Origin of the sequence: Planococcus rifietoensis, assembly GCF_001465795.2 — a bacterium.
In the GTDB taxonomy this organism is placed as follows: Bacteria; Bacillota; Bacilli; order Bacillales_A; family Planococcaceae; genus Planococcus; species Planococcus rifietoensis.
In genome coordinates, this window is record NZ_CP013659.2 from 2255639 (window position 1) to 2277505 (window position 21867).

20 protein-coding genes are annotated in these 21867 nt (G+C 45.5%); 5 read left to right on the plus strand and 15 right to left on the minus strand.

Annotated elements, in window-relative coordinates; translation table 11 throughout:
- The 5 genes from AUC31_RS11215 to AUC31_RS11235 all read right to left on the minus strand — a co-directional run bounded on the left by AUC31_RS11215 (window position 1) and on the right by AUC31_RS11235 (window position 4965).
- Window positions 1–600, minus strand: coding sequence for a sugar transferase (locus tag AUC31_RS11215; RefSeq protein ID WP_058383112.1), 600 nt, complete (start codon window positions 598–600; stop codon window positions 1–3).
- Window positions 601–618: 18 nt separating this feature from the next.
- Entirely contained in the window at window positions 619–2457 is a 1839-nt protein-coding gene (locus tag AUC31_RS11220) for a polysaccharide biosynthesis protein (protein WP_058383111.1), read from the minus strand.
- Window positions 2458–2582: 125 nt separating this feature from the next.
- A complete protein-coding gene (locus AUC31_RS11225; protein WP_058383110.1) occupies window positions 2583–3350 on the minus strand; it encodes a tyrosine-protein phosphatase in 768 nt (255 codons plus the stop codon).
- A gap of 183 nt (window positions 3351–3533) precedes the next feature.
- Window positions 3534–4238: a CpsD/CapB family tyrosine-protein kinase gene (locus AUC31_RS11230; RefSeq protein ID WP_058383109.1), complete on the minus strand. Its 705-nt coding sequence runs from the start codon at window positions 4236–4238 to the stop codon at window positions 3534–3536.
- On the minus strand, window positions 4231–4965 hold the full coding sequence (locus AUC31_RS11235; protein ID WP_058383108.1) for a YveK family protein: 735 nt from the start codon (window positions 4963–4965) through the stop codon (window positions 4231–4233). The genes AUC31_RS11230 and AUC31_RS11235 overlap by 8 nt, the downstream gene beginning before the upstream one ends.
- A 177-nt stretch (window positions 4966–5142) precedes the next feature.
- Between AUC31_RS11235 and AUC31_RS11240 the strand changes: the two genes are divergently transcribed.
- Window positions 5143–5934, plus strand: coding sequence for an SGNH/GDSL hydrolase family protein (locus AUC31_RS11240; RefSeq protein WP_058383107.1), 792 nt, complete (start codon window positions 5143–5145; stop codon window positions 5932–5934).
- 12 nt (window positions 5935–5946) lie between these two features.
- Window positions 5947–6867: an LCP family glycopolymer transferase gene (locus tag AUC31_RS11245; protein WP_058383106.1), complete on the plus strand. Its 921-nt coding sequence runs from the start codon at window positions 5947–5949 to the stop codon at window positions 6865–6867.
- 54 nt (window positions 6868–6921) lie between these two features.
- On the opposite strand, the gene AUC31_RS11250 is transcribed toward AUC31_RS11245, so the two are convergent.
- From AUC31_RS11250 to AUC31_RS11270, 5 genes are all read right to left on the minus strand, one after another.
- Complete coding sequence (locus AUC31_RS11250) at window positions 6922–7464, minus strand: hypothetical protein (RefSeq protein WP_058383105.1); 543 nt, start codon at window positions 7462–7464, stop codon at window positions 6922–6924.
- Between the two features lie 365 nt (window positions 7465–7829).
- Window positions 7830–8069: a hypothetical protein gene (locus AUC31_RS11255; protein WP_058383104.1), complete on the minus strand. Its 240-nt coding sequence runs from the start codon at window positions 8067–8069 to the stop codon at window positions 7830–7832.
- A gap of 258 nt (window positions 8070–8327) precedes the next feature.
- On the minus strand, window positions 8328–8522 hold the full coding sequence (locus tag AUC31_RS11260) for a hypothetical protein (protein ID WP_058383103.1): 195 nt from the start codon (window positions 8520–8522) through the stop codon (window positions 8328–8330).
- Window positions 8523–8719: 197 nt separating this feature from the next.
- On the minus strand, window positions 8720–9874 hold the full coding sequence (locus tag AUC31_RS11265) for a glycosyltransferase (RefSeq protein WP_058383102.1): 1155 nt from the start codon (window positions 9872–9874) through the stop codon (window positions 8720–8722).
- 36 nt (window positions 9875–9910) lie between these two features.
- Complete coding sequence (locus AUC31_RS11270) at window positions 9911–10984, minus strand: dTDP-glucose 4,6-dehydratase (RefSeq protein ID WP_058383101.1); 1074 nt, start codon at window positions 10982–10984, stop codon at window positions 9911–9913.
- Between the two features lie 419 nt (window positions 10985–11403).
- Here AUC31_RS11270 and AUC31_RS11275 point away from each other — a divergent pair, with 419 nt between their 5' ends.
- On the plus strand, window positions 11404–11619 hold the full coding sequence (locus tag AUC31_RS11275) for a hypothetical protein (RefSeq protein ID WP_157073493.1): 216 nt from the start codon (window positions 11404–11406) through the stop codon (window positions 11617–11619).
- 484 nt (window positions 11620–12103) lie between these two features.
- Here the strand turns inward: AUC31_RS11275 and AUC31_RS11280 are convergent, their stop codons facing one another.
- From AUC31_RS11280 to AUC31_RS11300, 5 genes are all read right to left on the minus strand, one after another.
- Window positions 12104–14128, minus strand: a complete 2025-nt coding sequence (locus tag AUC31_RS11280) for a bifunctional 2',3'-cyclic-nucleotide 2'-phosphodiesterase/3'-nucleotidase (protein ID WP_058383099.1) — start codon at window positions 14126–14128, stop codon at window positions 12104–12106.
- A gap of 513 nt (window positions 14129–14641) precedes the next feature.
- The gene (locus tag AUC31_RS11285; RefSeq protein WP_083509176.1) at window positions 14642–15676 is read right to left on the minus strand and encodes an Ltp family lipoprotein; all 1035 of its coding nucleotides are present in this window, start codon (window positions 15674–15676) and stop codon (window positions 14642–14644) included.
- Window positions 15677–16029: 353 nt separating this feature from the next.
- Window positions 16030–16404: a hypothetical protein gene (locus AUC31_RS11290; RefSeq protein WP_058383098.1), complete on the minus strand. Its 375-nt coding sequence runs from the start codon at window positions 16402–16404 to the stop codon at window positions 16030–16032.
- Between the two features lie 227 nt (window positions 16405–16631).
- Window positions 16632–17657, minus strand: a complete 1026-nt coding sequence (locus AUC31_RS11295) for an acyltransferase (protein ID WP_058383097.1) — start codon at window positions 17655–17657, stop codon at window positions 16632–16634.
- 93 nt (window positions 17658–17750) lie between these two features.
- Window positions 17751–18716 carry a patatin-like phospholipase family protein gene (locus AUC31_RS11300; RefSeq protein WP_058383096.1) on the minus strand — a complete coding sequence of 322 codons (966 nt, stop codon included), beginning with the start codon at window positions 18714–18716 and terminating at the stop codon, window positions 17751–17753.
- A gap of 1108 nt (window positions 18717–19824) precedes the next feature.
- Here AUC31_RS11300 and AUC31_RS11305 point away from each other — a divergent pair.
- Window positions 19825–20568, plus strand: a complete 744-nt coding sequence (locus tag AUC31_RS11305) for an SH3 domain-containing C40 family peptidase (RefSeq protein WP_058383095.1) — start codon at window positions 19825–19827, stop codon at window positions 20566–20568.
- A gap of 216 nt (window positions 20569–20784) precedes the next feature.
- The gene (locus tag AUC31_RS11310) at window positions 20785–21825 is read left to right on the plus strand and encodes an ArsR/SmtB family transcription factor (RefSeq protein WP_058383094.1); all 1041 of its coding nucleotides are present in this window, start codon (window positions 20785–20787) and stop codon (window positions 21823–21825) included.
- Window positions 21826–21867: the final 42 nt, after the last annotated feature.

A 21867-nucleotide genomic window follows, 5' to 3' on the forward strand; every position in this document is an offset into this window, starting at 1 on the left:
TTAAGAACCTTCTTTCGAAAGAAAGACGTTTTTTCTAAACAAAACAGTTTGAACGGTCTTTAAAAAGATTCTGCAATCAAAAAGAAAGCTAATGTTTTGCGCATAATAAACGTCATTCTTTTTCCTTTCTGACCATTCGATTGAATTCCTAAAGTAGGCTTGATTAAAACCAGTCAGTCCAGGTAAAACAGTGAGTTTTTCTTTGTCTTCCACAGTGTATTGCTCTATGTGCTCTGGCAAATCAGGCCTTGGTCCAATAATGCTCATATTACCTATAAGCACATTGAGTATTTGAGGTACTTCATCAATACTTGTTTTCCTGAAAATCTTCCCTGTTTTTAAGAGTCTTGGATCCTCTTCAGAGTTAAAAGTCGATCCATCTGGATTCCTTAAATCTGGGGCATCGACTTTCATTGTTCGAAACTTATACATTTTGTAAATTTTTTCATCTTTACCTAATCGATTTGCTGTGTAAAATACTGGCCCTTTATCTTCTAATTTTATTGCAATTGCAACTACTAAAAAAAGCACGATCATAAATGGCAGCAAAACAATAGAGAGAATCAAATCAATTAGTCTCTTAAAAAAGTGTTTGTACATACTAATCCATCCAAATCTCTAATTTATTTTTTGTAACATCTTACTTTCCACATTTTTTCTATTTGCTAATCCTACTAATACTTCTTTAAGCTGAATATCGTTCATTTCATGAAGCTTTTCCATAATATATTTGAGTTCTAATTCCGCTATTGGATTTGCTACACCAATGAAAATTTTAGGGAATACTTGTTTGTCTTGAATTTCATCAGAATCAAGTAGTTCTTCATACATTTTCTCGCCAGGACGAATTCCAGAGAAATTAATTTGTATATCTTCCTCTGAGTAACCAGACAGACGGATGAGATTTTTCGCTAAATCTACAATCTTCACCGGCTCTCCCATATCTAATACAAACACTTCTCCACCACGCGCTAATGTTCCAGCTTGTATTACAAGTCGTGAAGCTTCGGGAATCGTCATAAAATAGCGCGTCATATCTGGATGTGTAACCGTCACCGGGCCACCAGCTGCTATTTGTTTTTTGAAGAGGGGAATAACTGACCCACGGGATCCAAGCACGTTGCCAAACCTAACTGCAACAAAAGTTGTTTCACTTCGCTTCGCTAGGTTTTGGACAATCATCTCCGCAAAACGCTTTGAAGCTCCCATCACATTCGGAGGGTTGACTGCTTTATCGGTCGATACCATGACAAAGTTTCTCACTCCAGCCATATGGGAAGCTTCAGCGACATTCTTCGTTCCATAAATATTGTTTTTCACAGCCTCCATTGGGTTTCCTTCCATTAAAGGAACATGCTTATGTGCTGCCGCATGGTATACAACATCTGGTGTGTATTCATCCATAATCGTGATGATACGTTCTCGGTCTTGGATATCGGCTATTAAAGGAATGATTTCAGTTTCGTTGCCTATAGCTTTTCGTAACTCCATATCGATTAAGTAAATGGAGTTTTCACCATGTCCAAGTAATAAAAGTTGTTTTGGGCCAAATCGAGCGATTTGACGGCAAATTTCAGATCCAATCGAACCACCTGCGCCCGTAACTAAAATTGTTTTTCCAGTCAATTGGTCGGCAATTTTATTCATATCGAGTTTTACTTCTTCACGTCCCAAAAGGTCTTCAATTTTTACGTCTTGAATATCAGTGACAGATACTTTTCCAGTCATAATGTCTTCAATGAGCGGAATCGTCTGAGTCTTGATCCCAGTATCCATACAATGCTTAATCAATTCAGCCGAATCTTGTTTGCTTAGTGATGGGATAGCAACGATAATTCGTTCAATCGCATTGTCTTTTGCGATGGCATCTATTTCTTTGGTTTCTCCGTGTACGACGCGTACATCATAGATATCAAGACCATGTTTGTTCTTATCATCATCCACGAACAACACTGGCAATAAGCCGTTTTCAGGATTATTCAATAGCTGACGTGCGACAAGCGTACCGGCTTTTCCTGCCCCCACAATCATCGTCCGCTTCAATTCTTGATTGGAAGATTTCAACTTAAAAGCTCGCCCACGCATCATGCGCCAAGAAAGTCGAGAGCCCCCTATCAGAAGAACATGGAGCATCCAAGTTATGGCTAGTGCTCGAAGAAGCACGTCTCCGCGATAGAAGAATTGTACAAAACCAATTGCGATAATTGAAAGAGTCACAGCTTTGACAATCGAAGATAGTTCACCAATCGAGGCGTATTCCCATACTTTCCGGTAAAGACCGAAGTACATGGCAAAAACATGATGAGCAATGAAGATGGTTAAGGCGCTTGCTAAGAGGAATTGGTTCTGGAAGATATCTACGTAAGGGTAGAGGATGTAGTAGCCGACGAAGATGGAGAAAAAGACAATCAGCGAATCGACTACTATGAGTAAAGACATTCTGTTTTTCAGTGACATGTAGGTCCACCCTTTCACGAGGCATTACTATTTACACAAGTGCTGGAAATCTGTTGCTAATTTTAACATGCATTTTCCAGTAAAGATAGAGTAGAAATGTAAAATTCATACTAAAATATTAGGTTTTAAGCAAATATATTCCACCACTTGCCCTTCTCTATGTCTTGTGGCTCAAGAACGTACAAGTCTTGGTCGAGGAGGATACGGTCATTGTTTTCAAGAAGGATATCGATCATCTGGTGACGGTTCTTCTTCTCAAGTACATCTAGACCCGCATTGAAATGGAACGGGCGCACGTCTTCACTGTGCACATCCGAACCGTAAACGTGGATCATATTTGCTTCTATTAGTTGCAGCGCTGTCTTTTGGATGCTCTTACCGAAGCTTCCGGAAAGGGATCCTGCCGTCACTTGAGCCATCGCACCGTGAATTAATAGTTTCTTTAAGCGTTCAGGCTTTTGAATGATGCCTTGATTGCGCTCTGCATGAGCAATGATTGGGATATAACCAGAAGTGATCAATTGCTGGATGACTGGCACCGTGTAAGCAGGAATTCCGGATGAAGGCAGTTCTAATAACACATAGCGTGATTCCGCTAAAGTCAAGGCTTCGCCATTTGCGAGGCGCTCTGGTAATTTATCTGACAGACGGCATTCTTGTCCACTATAGATTTCAAGCGGCAATTGCGCTTCTTTTACGTAGTCTTTCACTGTTTTTAATTGCATATGGAGCGCAGCGATATCGGTCTTAAAGTTTGGGTGATGGCCGTGTGGCGTCGCAATGATTCCCGTCAATTGTTCATTGACCGCCATGTTCAATAACCGCTTGGTATGTTCCATCGTTTCTGCACCATCGTCCAGTGCCGGTAAAATATGTGAATGCGTATCGATCATGTCTAGTTCCCTCCTGTTGCTCGGCAATCATTTCTCAGGTCCAGGTCTTCATTTCTCTATAAGAGTTCTCTATGTATTAGTTCGCAATTGATAGATTTGACAATTATGGCTAGCTAAGATTCTTTCCTTAAAAAAATTGGGTACCCCAATTAAAAGAAAAAGTAAAAGGGAGAAATGCCCCTTTTACTCTTCAGCATTGCCGTAGTATTGGTAATAATAGCTGTCTTTTGCCAGCTCAAAATTGTTCAATACGGCGCCGATCAATTTGCTATTGGACGCTTCGATTGCCTCTTTTGCTTTGGCGGCCATTTCCTTTTCCGTGCTTCCGGAATTGACAACCAAAATGGCACCGTCGCATTTATTCGCTAATACCTGCCCGTCTGTAACAGACAATACAGGAGGCGCATCAAAAATGACGACATCATATCGTTTTTTTAGATCTGAAATAAGCATTCCCATTGCGTTGGAGGCCAATAGTTCTGCTGGGTTCGGCGGAATTGGGCCGCATGTCATCAAGTCGAGACGTTCGATTGTCGTTGGACGGATTGCGTCTTCTACTGTTGCTTGACGCGTCAAAACGTTAGACAATCCGATAGTGTTAGGCATATGGAATGTATAGTGAGTCGTTGGTTTACGCATATCGCCATCTACAAGAAGTACATTTTTTCCTTCTTGTGCGAATACAGTCGCCAAGTTAGCAGATGTTGTCGACTTTCCTTCACCTGGTGCAGCGGAAGTGACAACAATTGAACGCAGTTCCAAATCAGGCGATGCAAAATTGACGTTCGTCCGCAAAGTGCGGAATTGTTCAGATACAAAAGATCGCGGTGTTGTATGCGTAACGACTTTACGTGCAGTTGCTTGCAAACTCTGTTTTTTCTTAGCCATTCAATTCCGCCGCCTTTCTGCGATTGCTCGTCGTTGTTTCAAGTTCTGCTTTTTCTTTAATCGGTGAAATCACACCTAGTAGCGGGACTCCGAGAATGTCTTCGATATCTTGTTCAGTCTTCATCGAGGTGTCGAGGTATTCGCGCAAGAATGCGATACCGACACCAAGCATCAATCCGACTACTGCGGCAATTGCCATATTCAATATCGGATTCGGTTCAACCGGGCTTGGGTTTTCTTTCAATACGGCTGGCGATAAAATCGAAACGTTATCTACGTTCATCAACTCACGAACATCGTTTTCAAATACTTCGGCTGTTGTATTGGCGATTTCTACCGCTTGGGCTGGATCTTCATCGCGCACCACAACGTTCACGACTTGTGAGTTTTCTGCTGTATTAACAGTAATTTTTGAAGTTAATGCTTCTGCGCTCATATCCAAGTTCATCTGCTCGATGACTTGATCGAGGATCGCTGGGCTTTTGATGATGACCGAGTATGTATTGATGAGCTGCAAGTCAGTTTGGATATTTTGGTTCGTCAATTGCGCTGCTTCAGTTTGTTCCTGGTTGACGAGGATTTGTGTCGAGTTCTCATAAATCGGGGTCAGGAACAAGAACGAAACCGCTCCTGCAATTGTGATCGCCAGGATCGTCGTGAGGGCAATAATTCCGAGGTTCTTCTTTAATGTCTTGAATAAATCCTGTAAGCTAATAGTCTCTTCCATGTAGTAAATGGCTCCTTCTATTTCAATTTAAATAATAGACAAATTTAAACAACATAAGACAGTATATCACAGGAATATACCATTTGGACTTCCAATTTTAAAAAGTTATATAGGAACAAGGATGGATTTATGCTATCTTTAATTTATATAAATGGCTATTTTTGAAAGGAGCAAAATATGAAATTGTATAAATTAGGAGCGCTCGTTGCAGTCCTTGCCTGCCTAGGAATCCTTGTCTTTTCTTACTTATCTTGGCAGGATAAACTGCAAGGTGCAGGAACACCTGACCGTACCACAAGCGCTGAAACTGAAAACACTGATTCTGAAACTCAAACCACCCAAAGTGAGTCAACTGGTGACGATTCTGTGAACACAGAACTATTCGCTAATATGGACGAACAAGTGCAAGAACTCTTCCTTCAGAAGAACTCCGAGGGCGAAAATCTCCAACTGTTGATTATTGGATCTGAAGCTCTTGAGTCTGGTGACCCGGGTTACGCAGAACGCCTAAAGACTTCCTTAGAAGAAGCTTACGGCGAATCGATTGAAGTGACGATTGAAGCAGTCGAAGGCACATCCGACTCGCTTCAATCTGTCGACCTGTCGGCTGGATATGACTTGGCTCTACTTGAACCATTGACACTGATGAATAACGATCGCATCTCCATTGAAGATGAACGTCAGGATGTTATTGCCTTCTCCGATCGTTTGGAACAAGAGAATTCAGACGCACTGGTTATCTTGCACGCGCCACAGCCGATATACGGCGCTGGCTATTACCTCGCACAAGTCCAGGCACTCGGTGAATTCGCCAATATCTACGGATATCCGTATATTGAGCACTGGGATGCATGGCCTGACACGGACGATATCGCTTTGAAGGAACATTTGACCGAAGACGCCGTCCCTAATGATAAGGGCGCTGAAACGTGGGCAACCGAACTAGCAAATTATTTTATCGCGAACTAACGGAGGAACGACATGAAAAAGAAAAGAAAATGGCCCAAGTACGTGCTCATTGCATTGCTTTTGGCAGTTATCGCTGGAGGCATCTACGCCTATAGCGTCTACTCGAATTTCACGACGACACTCGATACGATGCACGAACCAGTAGAACGCGAACAACCGTCTGTTGAACGGACGGAAATCGTTGAGTTCGACCAGCAAGATCCATTCTCTGTGTTACTGCTCGGTGTTGACGAACGCGAAGACGATCGCGGCCGCTCGGACACAATGGTCGTCATGACCGTCAATCCGGAAACGCAGTCAACCAAAATGGTCTCCATCCCGCGTGACACTTACACCGAAATTATCGGGCGCGGCACGACAGACAAGATCAACCACGCCTATGCATTCGGCGGTATTGAAATGTCGATGAACACGACCGAGAACTTACTCGATATTCCGATCGACTACGTCGTGCAAGTGAATATGGAAGGCTTTGAAGATATCGTCGATGCAGTGGACGGCGTGACCGTCAACAACTCACTCGCGTTCGACAACTTCCCAGAAGGCGAAATCGAATTGAACGGCGAACAAGCGCTTGATTACGTCCAAATGCGCAAACAAGATCCACGCGGTGACTTCGGACGCCAGGACCGCCAGAAACAAGTCATTCAAGGCATCATGAGAAAAGGCGCTTCCATCAACAGCCTTTGGAACTACCAGGACATCTTTGAAGCCCTCGGACAAAACGTCCGCACGAACATGACTTTCGATGAAATGGTCGACGTGCAGCGCAATTACCAAGACGCTGTCACCAATGTTGATCAACTGATTGTCGAAGACGGCTACGGCGAAACCATTAACGGCATCTGGTATTACATGATGGACGACGCAGAACTTGCGGAAATCCAGTCTACGTTGAAAGAACATCTGGAATTGCAACAAGCAGCGGAATAATAAGAAAAACTGCACCAGAGCCTAAGTGGCTTAGGTGCAGTTTTTTGTTTACTGTCATATTTGGACTGTAGACATTTCTGTTTGTTGATTGGGCTTCTCTCTTTTTCGCAAGATTTCATCCACTACGAAAAAGACAATCGATGAAATGACCGCGAAGATGACATAATCATGCAGGAATAAATGCGATATAAAGCCAAATGCAAGATGGATCAACAAGGCCAATAAGACACGGAACTTCCCAGCGCGCACAGTCACCCAATCCGCGATGAGCGAGGTGGGAATCCCAAAGACAAAATTACCGAATAGAAAGATCAGCAAGATATGCGACGCCAATGAGAATGCTGCAACATCTATCCCTTCTAGCTCACTTATCGTGTACATCGCCAACGGCACCAAGACTAAACCAAGCGAAGTATAAAGAGCAGCCTTCGCTTTCCGTTTCACCCGCTCCGGCTTGTGCAGTTGTTTGCTGATTTTCGGGATGAATGTCAAGGCGATAACCCCAAGCGCAATCATCATTTCCATCGATGCGATATGAACTACCGGCATGTATAACACAAAAATAAAAAACGGCGCATACATAATAAATTTAGTCATCATTTGCCTCCTCATCTTTATGATATCAAAAAGTACGGACTCGCCGGACAATGATAACTACCACCCTTAATCAACCCTATAATACTTGATGTAGTGGAAAGCCGGGACTAATGAATGAGCGAAAGAGATTTGAGCTTATTCATTTGCGACGCATCTGCTCGCAGATGTGGGAGCAGCATTTTCGAAGAAGTATATGTCTAACGAGCTGAAGCCCCTGGACTGAGCAAAGCGAAGGAAGCGGCTGAAGCAGGCCCCCTTGGGCAGCTGAAAACGCGACGTCCTGTCGCATCAGCTGCATGACCTGCATCCTGCAGGCCTAAAGCATCGGCTTGGAACGAAATCTCAACCCACAAAAATAGCCACCCTCAAAGGGCAGCCATCAATTCACCGGAGTTCAGTGCTTTTTTTTTAATGAGGTCGAACTTTGCTTTCTGCAGCTCGCATTGCTGGACGAAATAGACGAATGCCCGGCGCGGGATCCCTAACTCTTTTGCACCGACAGCCGGTCCCAGGTCCTTTTCGATGTAGTAATCGTACATAATGTCTTCAATCGCTTGCTTATGTTCTCTCTCTAATTGCTTTTTTACCAGCTCGTAGTCCTTCATGCCCCCGGACACTCCTCCCATGATTTGCGTTTATATGTGGTGTTGTTTTAAAAGATGTACCTATTATATTCCTTTTAATCCCTTTTGACTAGTCTTATTTGAACATTTATACCTACTCAATCAAAATAATTATATTAATTAACTTTAAACCAGTTCGTTGTTCCTCATTATCAATTTTTCTCATTAAAATTTTGTATCTCTATACTAATTTATTTTCAAAGAAAAAACCGCCCCATGTGGAATGGGCGGTTTGTATACTTATAGGCGCTGCAGCTTGTCGGGCTTTAAATTGAATTCGTGGACGAAATGCATAAACACTTGCCGCGGGATCCCGAGCTCTTGGGCGCCAGTGGCAGGGCCGTAATCTTTGTCGATGTAGACAGTACGCATGATTTGTTCGATCGGTTCTCCGTATTTTTTCTCTAAGCGGTGTTGGTATTCAGCAAAATCCATTCTGCTCCACCTGCTTTCTCCTTATTCAGGGAGTGACTGGAGTCCCTTCCTGTATTATCTAGTTCTCAGTATACAACAGGGTTCTCCGAATTCATAGACCAAATGATACAAGAAATCGATATATAATTTCCAATTTCATCAAAACTCCTTTAATTAGCGGCTTTTGAGAGAACTTTCAGATAAATAAACAGCAATTCTTACCCGTTACTTTTCTCCTTGCCTGCTAGTTTGCCATTCGCAAGCTCAATGAATTCCGTCATCACTGCATCAATCTCGAATTTACGCGCTTTATTTTTGCAGCGCTCCGCCACTTTACGGTAGACATTTTCAGAAACCAGCAGATTTTTTACGAGCTCGCCGATTTCATACATCTCGGGCGCTTCCCAGTACGATTCCCCGACTTCGTAAGGCGGCAGTTCGTGAAAATACCCTTCCGTTAACGCTTCGGCATCATTCGCGCGTGACGTGATCCCTGGGACTCCGGAACCGCACGCTTGAATCATCACCGCTCCGGAGCCGATAAAGCAAAAACAGTCTCGCAGCACTTCTTCAATCGCACCACTTCTTGGCATTGAATGCAAGAAGATGTGGTCGCGTGCTTCGGATTCCGCGATGCTTTTTCTGAGACGCGCTTCGTCCGGCCCTTCGCCGTAAATATGATACGTGAATTCCGGATCGATTTGAATGAGTTCTTCCATCAACTCGATCACTTGTGCGTAATGGGTCGTGAAAGCTTGGATCGCTCCGACCGAGACGATGCGTCTTGAATGTGGGCTGCCGAGCTGTTGGTCTTTTGCGCCTTGTTCGACGGGTGGCGGCATGAACTGTTCCGGCACTTCGGTTCCGAGCGCACGCGCCGTGTAGCGTCGCACCGTCGGATTCATGAACACGAGCTTGTGATGGAACTCTTTATCGATCGCTTTTAGCGCACGGATAATTTTTTTATTGCGCTCGAGCTTGTACATCTCAGGCTGGTAGACGCCCGATAAACGCAGCTGTGCTGGCACCGCGTACGACAGCAGCATTCCCGATGGACTAAACGAATAGACCAGATCGTATTTTTCGGACCTCATGAGCTGGTTTAAGACCGACAGATCGAGCGTCGGTTCTTTGCCGTTATCCCGCACGATGACGTTAAGCTTATTGATTTGCCGGAGATGTTTAAGGAGGGGGCCGCCGCCGCTATAGAGATAAACGCTCACGTCAAAGCCGTTCTCTATAAGCCAGCGCGACATGCGGACAATCAATGCTTCGACGCCGCCCGCTTTCATATGTTTGTGGACGAGGGCGATTTTTTGGATCTGCCCACTCGTCCTATTGCTTTGTTTCTCAACCGTTTCAAATGGAATCATGGGACACCTCATGGCACTCGTCGTTTGGTTTACCTGTTATACAACTTCCCATAGCCGCTTTTTCGAAAGCGTCCAATCGATTGTTTCTTCAATGCCCTGCTCGAACGTCGTTTCCGCTTCGAAATCGAATTGCTGCTTCAACTTATTCGATGAGACCGCAAAGCGATGAGGCGGTTTTGCCCCGTCTGCCGGCTCGACAAAACGGATCTGGTTTTTGTACGTGTCATTTCCCGGGAAATGACGATCGAGCGATTCGCAGATTTTCTCGACGATTTCAAGGGTCTTGAGCGGCGTATTGCCTCCTGCAAGATAGGTTTCTCCTGCATCCCCTAAATGAAACACAGTATCTGCCGCACGCCAAAAATCGTTCACCGATACCCAGTCGTGGACATCTTCGCCACCAGAATAAACGGGAATGATGCTACCCGATAAGGCTTTTTGTAAAATGATCGGAATGAGCTTATCGTCTTGCTGATGCGGGCCGAAGACGTTCGACGCCTGCAGCACGACCGCATCCATGCCGTAGCTTTCGTGGAATCCCGTCACCATCAAATCAGAACTCGCTTTGCTCGCCGCATATGGGCTGATCGGATCGTACTTCATCGCTTCGTCCGCGAAGCCTTGTTCACGCGGCCCATAGACTTGATCGGTCGAGATATGCAAAAAGCGCGAGCCTTCGTAGCGTGGTTTCATTTCAAACGGGCCGTTCATCCATTGCTTGCGCGCTGCATCGAGTACGTGAAATGTACCGAGCACATTCGTCTCCGCAAAAATCCCCGGATTTCTCATCGACTCCCCGACATGCGTTTTCGCCGCAAAATGGATAACGTCGCTGATTTCGTAATGCTCAAATACCTGCTCGACCACATCGCTATTGCGGATATCGACTTGATGAAACGCATAGCGCTTGCAAGCTGCTAACGGCCGCAATAATTCCGGCACGTTGTCGGCTTCCTCGTCGATCGCCACCACCTGGTAGGCCGGGTATTTGATAAGTAATTCATGGATAAAGCGCGACCCTAAAAAGCCGTGCCCTCCCGTTACTAAAATCGTTCTCATGATTGGCTCTTCCTCCTCTCCTGTTGGTTTGAATCCCACATCAGTTCTCATGGTGCCCCCACCTCTTCCGCCGTTTTCTCTAATTTACCGGTCAGAAGTTAAAAACAAGTAAAAAACTTGTATTTTAAATATTGGTTTAAGTATACAAAATATTTAGGTATTATGGAACACTTTTGGTAAATTTTAAGAGACTATAGTTATAACTATTGCAAGATATTATCCATTTACTTAATAAGAAGAGAACAAACGTGCAGTAAATCCCGTTTTCGTATAAATTATTGCTATTAGAAATCGCGTTTTGTATCAGAAATTAGACAGAAAGAATGAGTCTCGGGGTGATTGAGGCTAGAAAAATTCAGTTCTTATTATAGAAGGAAGTCAAATTGGGTATGGTATAAAGTAAGAAAGGAGTGGACGATATCAGCTCAACTATAGTTATGTATATTCTTTTCGTAGGCGCTGCGCTCATTATGGGGGCACTAACTGCCATTATTTTCATGAACATCTATCGCAAGAACAAACGGGCTGGCGGTTTGGTCGCCGTGCTGACTCTTTTATGGATCACGTATCAGCTATTTACGCTATACCGGATCTCACCTTCCCTTGCAGTGACGGTCGTTATAATCTATGTATTCTTCTGGATTGCGGCGTATTGGAAGTTGAAAGCTGAGGAGTCTGTAACTTGAGGAATTAGCTCCGCTAGAGGTGGGGCTTTTTTCATTCTATGACTTTTACCACGCGCTATTTATAGTAAACAGCGCATGGGATGTCAGATACGTCTAATAATATTCGCAGTCGCCGCTTAGTGTTGGGGTGACTGACTAAAGCTTGTCTATTACATTCAAGGAAATCAAACAGAGGTCTAGTATTTTTAATCATATATTGTAGAACATGACGACTTTTTATACTTACTCTACTTATAGAGATGAAGCGCAGGCGGCGACTCTGGAGGGATCAGGACGAGCTGAAGACCCTGGACTGAGCGCCAGCGAGGGAAGCGGCTGAAGCCGGCCCCCGGGCAGCTGAAAACGCGACGTCCTGTCCCATCAGCTGCATGACCCGCATCGTGCGGGCCCAAAGCGTCGGCTTGCAGCGCAATCTCCCCACTATCTCTTCCTATATAAAACACAAAAACAGACCCAAGAGAAAATCTCTTGGGTCTGTTTTTGTTTACTGAATCGTGTAGCCGTATTTCGCGAAGCCGTTTTGTGTGACTTCGATATATTGGATTGCTGGCTCGCGTTCTGCCAAGCTTTGTGCCGAATTCGACGTTTCGAACACAAGGTTCGGGTCGCCTTCTACCGGCGCAAACTGCCAGTTGCCGTCTGCGGATGGATCAATCGTGCCGACATCCAAGATGTAATCTTGGAGCACTTGGCGGTTCTCATACGCGAAGTCGATCGACTCTGTCGCATTGCGGACGCCTGGGAAGTTGCCGCTCGCACGGTAGTTGTTCGTTACGACCAGGAATTCCTGGTTCGGATCAATCGCTACACCGTTATATTGAAGGTTCTCGATGCGTTCCGCGCCTTCATTAACTACAGCGCCTTCACCATCGTATTTCGCCGGCTCTGTGATGTTGATGTCGTATGTGACGCCATCGATGACATCGAAGTTATACGTGCGGTAGTTGTCGTCGATGAATCGCTGTTCGCCTGTTGCAGCTGGGTCAATTTGTGTGAACTGGCCAGCTGACATTTCGAGCCATTCTTTGACGTCTGCGCCTGTCAGTTTCAAGACGAAGACAGTGTTGTCGTAAACGTAAAGGTCTGCGACGTTTTTAATAGCGATTTCGCCGGTTTCGATATTCGTGTAGTAATCGCCGCCGTTGCGTCCGCCTGCTTTAAACGGTGCCGCTGCGGATAGCAATGGCAGATCGGCGTTTGCCGTTCCAGCGAATTGCTGCTCGGCGTACCAAAGCTGTGCATTGTTGACGATCTGTACGGATGGATCATCTTGAACAAGTGAGAAATAGCTGTTGATCGGTGCCGTCGTTTCGCCGACAGGGCTGCGGATGTATTCCACCGTAGCTTCGTGCGTTTCTTTCACTGCTTCGATGACTTGCTCGGCTACTTCATCAGATGTTGAATCAATGGCGCGCAATTCTGCTTCACTATTCGTGATGCGCCATTTCTTGCCGCGTGGCTCAAGCGTCAAATCGATAACGCCGAGGTGGCTGCCGAATTTACCTGGCATTACCACAGGGACGCCGTTGATCGTGCCATTTTCCTGGTCGACATTTTCAAGATCGCCGAACGATCCCGGGAAGACGTCGTGGTTATGGCCCGTGATGATTGCATCTACGCCGTCCACTTCTGTCAGCTGATACGTGATGTCATCTTCTTTATCAGTATGAACTTCATCGCCCATTCCGGAGTGGGATAGAACGACCACTACATCCGCTCCAGCTGCCTCAACTTCTGGAATGAATTTCTCAACTGTGTCCGCTGCATCTTCTGCAATGACTTCACCTTCAAGATGCGCACGGTCCCATGCCATGATTCCCGGTGCGACAACGCCGATGACGCCGACTTGAATCGTGTGCTTTTTGCCTTTACGGTCTGTGACTTCTTTATCCATGATCGTGTACGGCGTGAAACGGTTCTCGCCCGTTTTCGCATCGTACACATTGGCGTTTAGTACCGGGAATGACGCTTCTTCTAATGCGTTATCGAGATACTCGAGCCCGAAGTTGAACTCGTGGTTGCCCAGTGTCGATGCATCGAAATCAAGTGATTCGAGTGCAGCGAACGCCGGGTGCAACTCATCTTTTTCAAGCGGGTCGACATTGACTTTATAGCCGCCGAACGGAGTGCCTTGGATCAAGTCGCCGTTATCGAACAACAAGCTGTTCGGGTTCTCTTCGCGTGCATCTTCAATCAAGACGCCCGTTTTCGCGAGCGATAATGAATTGGATTTCGCGTCGCGGTAGTAATCATAGTTGACGAAGTTTGTATGTAAATCCGAGGTGCTGAGAATCTGTAGTTCCACTTCTTTCAATTTTCCAGGTTTGCCGTTCTTCTTCCATTCCTGGATGCGTTCTTTGTAGCTTTGCCCATTGCCTTTCACCGTCTTCGGCGCTTTTTCTTTCGCCAATTCGTGATGATCCCCCGCAGCAATCGCCGGAGCTCCTGCCGTTAAACTGCCAAGCGCCAACACCGAAGCGGCGAGCGTCAAGGATAGTTTCTTGCTCATCTGTCCATCTCCTCTTTGTTCATAATGGTCAAGCTTGTTTATTATACTACTTCGGATTTCGGAATAGAATGCGTTTACACAAAATTGCATCAATTGTAACAAGCTTTACTTTATGGATAAGTTTTGAAGGGACCTTGGAGCATAAATAGTCATATGGGAGTTATAGCTAATTGATTAGTCTTGTGAGATGGGATGAGAGTAGCTTTCTTCACAAGATGAGAGATATATGAGAGGAGTTCTGTTTGAGGCGTCTCTCGAAAGAGCCGCAGTGTCCGCTTGGGGTTGAGCTTTCGTAATAAGCCAAGAAGAACACTTGTCTTATTACTTCGCTTCACCCTCGGCGCGGAACTGCTTTTATATTTGGTTGATTGGGGGTAGTCACGAATGAATGGTTTTGCATCTCGCATCCGCTGTTAAATTCAGCTTAGTGTTTGTGGAACTTTGATCCATAAAAAAAGAGCAGTCGCTGTGACTGCTCCGTTTCCTTTCAAGTGTTGCATGATTCTTCTCCGGCTACAGACCGATTGTGTCTACTGCGTAGACCGCGTCGGCGTTGCTGAAGCCTTCAAATTCTAGTTGTTCGATGAGCCCTTCTCTAGAGAAAGGCGTATAGTCCAGGTAATTTTGTGCTTTTTTGATGGCTTGTTCTGTCCAGTCGACAGTGATGTTTTCGACAGCATACGCTGCGTCTTCATTACTAAAGCCTTCAAAGACGAGCTGTTCGATCAAGCCGGATTTGGAGAAGGCTTGATATGCCAGATAATCTTGAGCTTTCAAAACAGATTGTGCTCTCCAGTCGACATCAATTTTATCGACTGCATACACAGCATCTGAGTTGCTATAGCCTTCGAATTCCAATTGCTCGACTAGGCCGCTCTTTGAGAAAGCGGTATAGCTGATATAATTCTTGGCTTGTTCGACTGCTTGCTGCTGGGATAAGGTTCCGGCTTCGGCAGCGGCTTTTTCAGCAGCAGCTTGTTCTGCCGCTTCCTCTTCAGCTGCAATACGAGCTGCTTCTTCCTCAGCTCCACGAGCCGCGGCTTCTTCCGCTTCACGTTCTGCCTCTGCTGCCGCTTTTTCTTCAGCTTCGCGTGCGGCTTGTTCTTCTGCTTCTTTAGCTGCGGCTTCTTCCGCCTCTTTTTCCGCAGCTTCTTCAGCTTCGCGTGCAGCCTCTTCTTCTGCCTCTCGTTCTGCGGCTTCTTCCGCTTCACGTTCCGCCTCTTCTTGCGCCTCTCGTTCCGCTTCCTCCTCCGCATCACGGGCGGCCTGTTCTTCCGCTTCGCGCTCAGCATCTTCATCAGCGGCTCCCTCTTCAGGTGGTGTTTCAGCTTCCACTTCTTCAACGGCTGCCAGATTTTCTTCAACCGGATCCGCTGTAACGCCAAACATCACGAATGAAATCAGTAGAGCAGGCACAAAGTACATCACGACTTTCTTTCGATTGCGTCCGTTTTCTGGCAGCCACTTTAAAATAAGGCCTGGTTTGATTAACCCGATGACCAAGGCAATTCCGGAAAGCAAAAACAGCAGCAAGAATACATTGTCCATTCTTCTTCCTCCTCTTTGAGTGAATATATGGCTGAAAACAAGTATTACCCTATTAATGTTTATTAATGACTACTCACTAGACCTTATGATAGAACTTTATAACTGACTTAATTGTCTTAAATTTCATTATAATGATTAATTATTACTAAAACAATGCAAAAATTTATTTATTTCTATTTTAATTTTATAGAAATTACAAAAGTAACCCCAGAAAACTAACAGTCTTTCTCTGTTTAGCTAAATATCTATTTAGACATCCTTTAGCCCGTTTTCAGTTTCTTATGTTTGCCCCAATATAAAAAGCCTTGCACAGGGCAAGGCTTTACTCAAGTAACGCTATTTATTTCACAAACTTATTGAAGAATCTTTTTCAAATCTTGCGTCTGTTCTGCCGTCAGCCTGAAGAATTCCTGATTTTCTTTATGGGACAGGACATTGCGTTCGTTGGACATGATGGCACGGCCATTGTCGCGGTACCAGACAAAGCGGCGAATTTCCTGGACGTCATCATCTGGACGGTCAATGGTGAAGACGGCTTGCGGTTCGATTGACAACCGGTCTAGTGACTCAAGCTCTGTTTCGTTTTGCAGAATGGTTCTGAGTGACACAATGGAAGCACGGTCCTTGATATCTTTTTGGAAATGGACACCTTCTGTCAGGCCATCGGTAAACGGCACGCCGACCCGTATGACTTCATTGTGTGTACATGCTGAAAGCATAATCGCCATTGCCATTATGACTCCCAGCCAAATCGACTTTTTGATGCTATCACCCCTTTATACCCATACACCAGCCTAAATTTACAATTAAATACAGCTTATCATGATATCTCGTCTAATACGAGTTATTCTATTAAATTCATCAAATTTTTAATCAACAGCCTATTCCACACACTGCCACATTAATCAGTGGGCCCTCGTGCATAAGGTTATATAGACATAAGTGCTTAGATTCCCTAAGGCACTAGCCTTCTCACTACCGGCGTCTTCTGCATCAAGCGGATGATGACATACGACAGGATAAAGATGACAATCCACGACAACGGCACACCGATCCATACATTGATGGTCGTTTCGTTGAAATTCAACAAGCGGTTCAAATACGTCTGGATCAGCGGATGAATAATGTAGACGCCAAACGTCGCCGTACTGATGCGCGTAATGAGTGCGGTTGATTTCAAATTTTTGCCGAGCTGTTGAAACGCCACGAAGACAAATAACGAAACAAAGATAGCGTGTGGATAATAATGCTCGTAGAAGAAGTCGTCGAAATCGCCCGCTTCACGCCCCTCATTGGCCGACACCGTTCCGTATAACGTAACCGCATAGCCAATAATCGCGAGCACACCGAGTGTCGGCAGCCAGCGCTTCGGCAACGGGTACATGACAAGATATGCACCGAGCAGGAAATAACCAATATATGGCGCGAACATCTGCCCCGCAAAAGCGACTTCATAGCCCGTCGCCCGCGTGAAAATCGGCACAGCGGCCGAGAACAGGAACCAGAACGCGAAGAAATAATGGAACATCGTCTTGCCCATATGCTTTACGAGGATGCGCAAAAACGGCGCCATCAAGTACAGCCCTGTGATGATGTAGAGAAACCAAAGGTGGAAATAAATATCGTCTGAGATGAATGCGCCGAGCATTTGCCCGACGGTGTACTCCTCACCGAGCTGAAAAATATTGTACGCCATGTAGACGGCACTCCAGAACACGAGTGGCAATAGGACTTTGCCGAGCCGCTTCCGGAGAAATTCACCGATAGGTTCTTTGCTGTCGCGCGTCAGGAGCAATGCGCCGCTCAGCATGAAGAAGATCGGTACGCACCAACGGAGTGCGCTGTCGATCGCGTTTGCATAATGCCATTCCCAATCGCCGGTTGTGTAATTATTGATGATTTTCGATGCGACGTGGACGCCGACGACCGTAATGATCGCAAACACCCGCATCCAGTCCATATAGCCGTATCTTCGTGCCATTGGGTTGACCTCTTTTCACTATGATTCCTCGCTTAGTTTAACCGAGCTGCCTCTGTAATTACCACGACAAACGCATTACACTTCCATGACAACTCATAACAAGCGGCATAATTTATCCAGTTCAGCGCTTTGTGTCTCGATCATCTGCTGCCCTACCCGGCGAAGCCTTGCGAGGTTTTCAGGCGTGACGCGGTCGAGCTGTTCAATGCCCGAATCGTCTGCGGGCAGTTTTTCCTGGAACCGGTAATAGCGCTGGTCGATTCCCTCGTCTTTCAACAGGTGACGCAGCTGATGATCGACGGAGTCGGAACTGCCGTCCATCATCACTTTCAACAGCGAACGCGCCCAGCCGTAATGAAACCACGCCCGCCAGCCGGTCACTTCCACTTCGCGCTGCGCTTCCCCTGTACCGAGTGACACCAACAGAAAATCTTCTTCTTCGTCTCCGTAGAGTTCAAGTCCTTCCGTATACGCGCTAAGCCCAGGGTCATTGGCAAACACGCCGCCGTCGATAAACGCTGCTTTCGGGTAATCCGGGATCTTCGCCGGTGCGAAATAACTCGGTGCCGCCGTCGCAGCACGGATGATATGACGGATTTCGCTGTCAGGCTGCCGTTCATTCAAATTAATGACGGTGCTTTTGAAGAAATGCGCATGCCGGCCATGGATGTCGTAACTCGGGATAACGGCCGGCTGAAGCAGGTCGGATAATTTCAAGTTAATGAAGTAATGCTTGAGCACTTGTTCAAATTCCTTATGGCTGTACTGGGTATGCAGGAAGCGCCCGACGATGCCGAACGAACGGTGAAGAAAGGATTTCCGGAACATGCGCTCAGCTTCTGTTTCGTAAAGCTTGAGGATGTCATTCGCCGTGTAGCGCGGCTTTTTGCCATCCGGCACTAAAAGGCCGAGTGCTAGAATCGCGCCGGTCGAGGTGCCAACGAAGATATCGAATTGCTCAGAGACCGGTTTCCCTGTCCGCCGCTCCAGCTCACACAGCATCATCGCCGGCAAAATCCCCCGTATGCCCCCGCCATCGATCGATAGGATCTTCTTCATCTGGACAACCTCCTTCTATAGATATGTATTTCTTTTTTCTATTAGTTAATGAATGAGTGATAGGTGAAGTAAGAATGCTTTATAAGATATCGGTCAATACAGCCCTTGGCGCTTTGGGCATGGCTTTCGTGATGAGCCCGAAAGACCATCGGTCTCATCACAACGCCTAGCCCTTGGACGCGCCGACGCTTAGCTCAGTTCATTGTGAAATGGGTGAAACAATTGGATTTCATTGTTTATAGTTTGTGATGATACGAAGAATGCAAGACTGCTCCCGGCGCTTCACGCCGAGTCGCTGTGAGTTGTATTAACGGTGAAATGAAATTTTCTAAACTTAAGTTGTGATTCATCAAAACTACTTTCTTCTATATAAATAAGCACAAACTCAATTTCACAAAACAGGATCTACTAGCAATGCTTACACATCAATGAAATATGATATCTGCTTATCCTTCTAAAATTAGAGATGGAGCGGAAATCGGCGACTCCGGGAGGACCAGCGAGACAATTGAGACCCTGCAGGAACGTAGCGACGAAGCGGCTCAATGCGAGCCCTCCGGAAAGCGTCCGATTGCAGCGCAATCTCTCCCTTAACTCCTCCTATATCCACTAAAGATCAAAACACTATTAATTCCCGTATACCCCTAACCCGCAAAAATAAAGCAATGAATGGATTGTTACAATTGTGTAACAAAGCTTTATTGCTATAGTTTTTGATTATTCTATTAATTATATGATTAAATTGACTAAAAAACTGCCATGAAAGTATTCAGAGTCCCGATTTGGAAATTATAGGCTCTGAAATTTACAACGAATTCTGTTGGACTGTAATATTTTATGAATTCAAACTCGCGTAAGAAGCTCTTATTTCCCGTTTTTCAAAGAAATAAACATCAACTTGTAAATATTACCACCTCTAAAACCCTTGATATAACTAGGTTTATGAGGCGTCATTCACTTGTAATATTGCTGTAACCTAATTGAAACTCCACAGACATTGTTTTTGTAGGGGGCAGTCTATATAGTAAGTGGCAGAGCAAATTAATGATAATCCTTATATCTAGATAACATAAATTTAAAAAAATAATCCTTCGGAGGTACTGACTAAATGAAAAAAGCATTCTTTACACTACTCGCAGCAGGCGCATTGGTCTTTTCTAGTTCAGCTACAGACGCACAAAATACAGTACAAGCACAACAAGCACATACAGAAGTCGCACAGAAAGCATCTGAGCCAGCAATCGTTCAAGTATCTAACAGCACTTATAAATTCAAATACGCTACAAACGTCCGCAGAGATGCCGGCACTAGCCACGGCGTCATCAAAGTCGCTTCTAAAGGCGCAACTGCAACAGTAACAAAATCCGCTACAATCGGCAGCGGCAAATGGTTCAAAGTCCGCACTGGCGGAACGCACGGTTGGGTACATAGCTCACTCGTCTCAAAATCATCAGGATCTGGCGTTGTCCAGGCTTCTGCTAAAACAGCAAGCGTTTCTTCTTCAGCAGTCGTTTCTAAAGCACTAGCGCTTAAAGGCATCCCGTACCGTTTCGGCGGCACGACTACAGCTGGGTTTGACTGCTCAGGATTTGTACAATATGCATTCAAAAAAGCAGGCAAAAGCGTGTCACGCACAACGCTTTCTCAATATGCTCAGTCTTATAAAGTTTCAAGCCCACGCCCAGGAGACTTGGTCTTCTTCGCGAACACTTACCGTCCAGGGATCTCACACGTTGGGATCTACATCGGGAACAACCAGTTCGTCCACTCTGGCGGATCTAAAGCAGAAGTGAAAAGCTTGAGCGGCCCATACTGGGGCAAGAAATTCCACAGCTTCAAACGCTTCAAATAATATAGGCTTCAGGGAGTATCCGAAATCTCGGGTGCTCTTTTTTTGCGCATTTTTTTAATAGACTTCGTGTGCCGCGCAGTATCTTTTCTCTTCCTTCTATATAAACATGGTTGCTATTATATTAATTCAAAATAAATAGAATTTTATTTTCAATTTATATTGAATTTATAATTTCATTCCGTTAGAATTAAGAAAATGCTTAAGGAGGTTTTCAGTATGAAGATCATAGATGCTGCGTTACCAGAAGAGACGGTTCATTTAGCTGTAGAACAATCGCCGGTGTGGGAATGGATCGTGGGGATTGCGGGCTATACGCACGGGCAATTGCGCCTCACGTTTGAAATGGATGATGAATGGACACAGGATGCACAAGCGATGCCTGCTTCTTTGCTCGACTCACTGGCAAAGATCGAAGAGACGAATTTATGGTACGGCTTGCTGTTGTTGCAAAATAAGTTCGGGGCCAAGTCAGTGGATGAATTTATCAAGCGGCTGGCTGAGATTTCAGAGGAGCGATTTTACGATGTTTTACTGCCCTATCATAGCCGGTCTGCAGAAGCGCTACGGGAACAGGCGGCACAACACCCTGAAGACAGTGGCTGGTGGTCTTCTTATGCCAATTTGTTTGAAGGGCATGCATACCTGAGTGGATACGTATGGCAACTTTACGGACATACAAGAGCCGAGCTAAGCGAATTGTTTATGGCGGTGTTAGGCGAATGGCAAGATTGGATGGCTGAGAAACCGTATATTTCAAAATGGTTGAAAGCACTGGCGTTTGAAGAACAGCAGCATCGCGAGCTTGATTCGGCGAATGCGATAAAGGAAATCGAGCGCGTGGCGGGTGTTGCGTATGCGCCGGAGCCTTCGATTTGGTCGGTCAAGCTCATCCCGCATGTGTCGTACCGGCCGTGGCTGCTGACGATTCGTACGGCTGATGTGAAATTGTTTTTCTATCCGGTCAGCGAACAGCAGATTCTCGATCCGGAAGTGCCGCCGAACGAATTGATCCAAGGGCATAAAGCGCTTGGCGACGGGCTGCGCTTGAATGTCTTGCATTATTTACGCCAGGGCCCCGCTCCCTTGCAGGAAATGAGTCAGCGCTTCAAAATGTCCAAGACGACTTTGCATCATCAATTGGCTTTGTTGAAAGCAGCGAAGTTTGTCAAGGTCGATAAAGGCGTCTATTCGATTCAGCCAGAGAAACTCAAAGCGTTTTCTACTCAATTGAACCGATATTTAAAACTGGATGAGTGACAAGCAGTTCCAATACGAGACGATGACATGACTTAGGTCTGC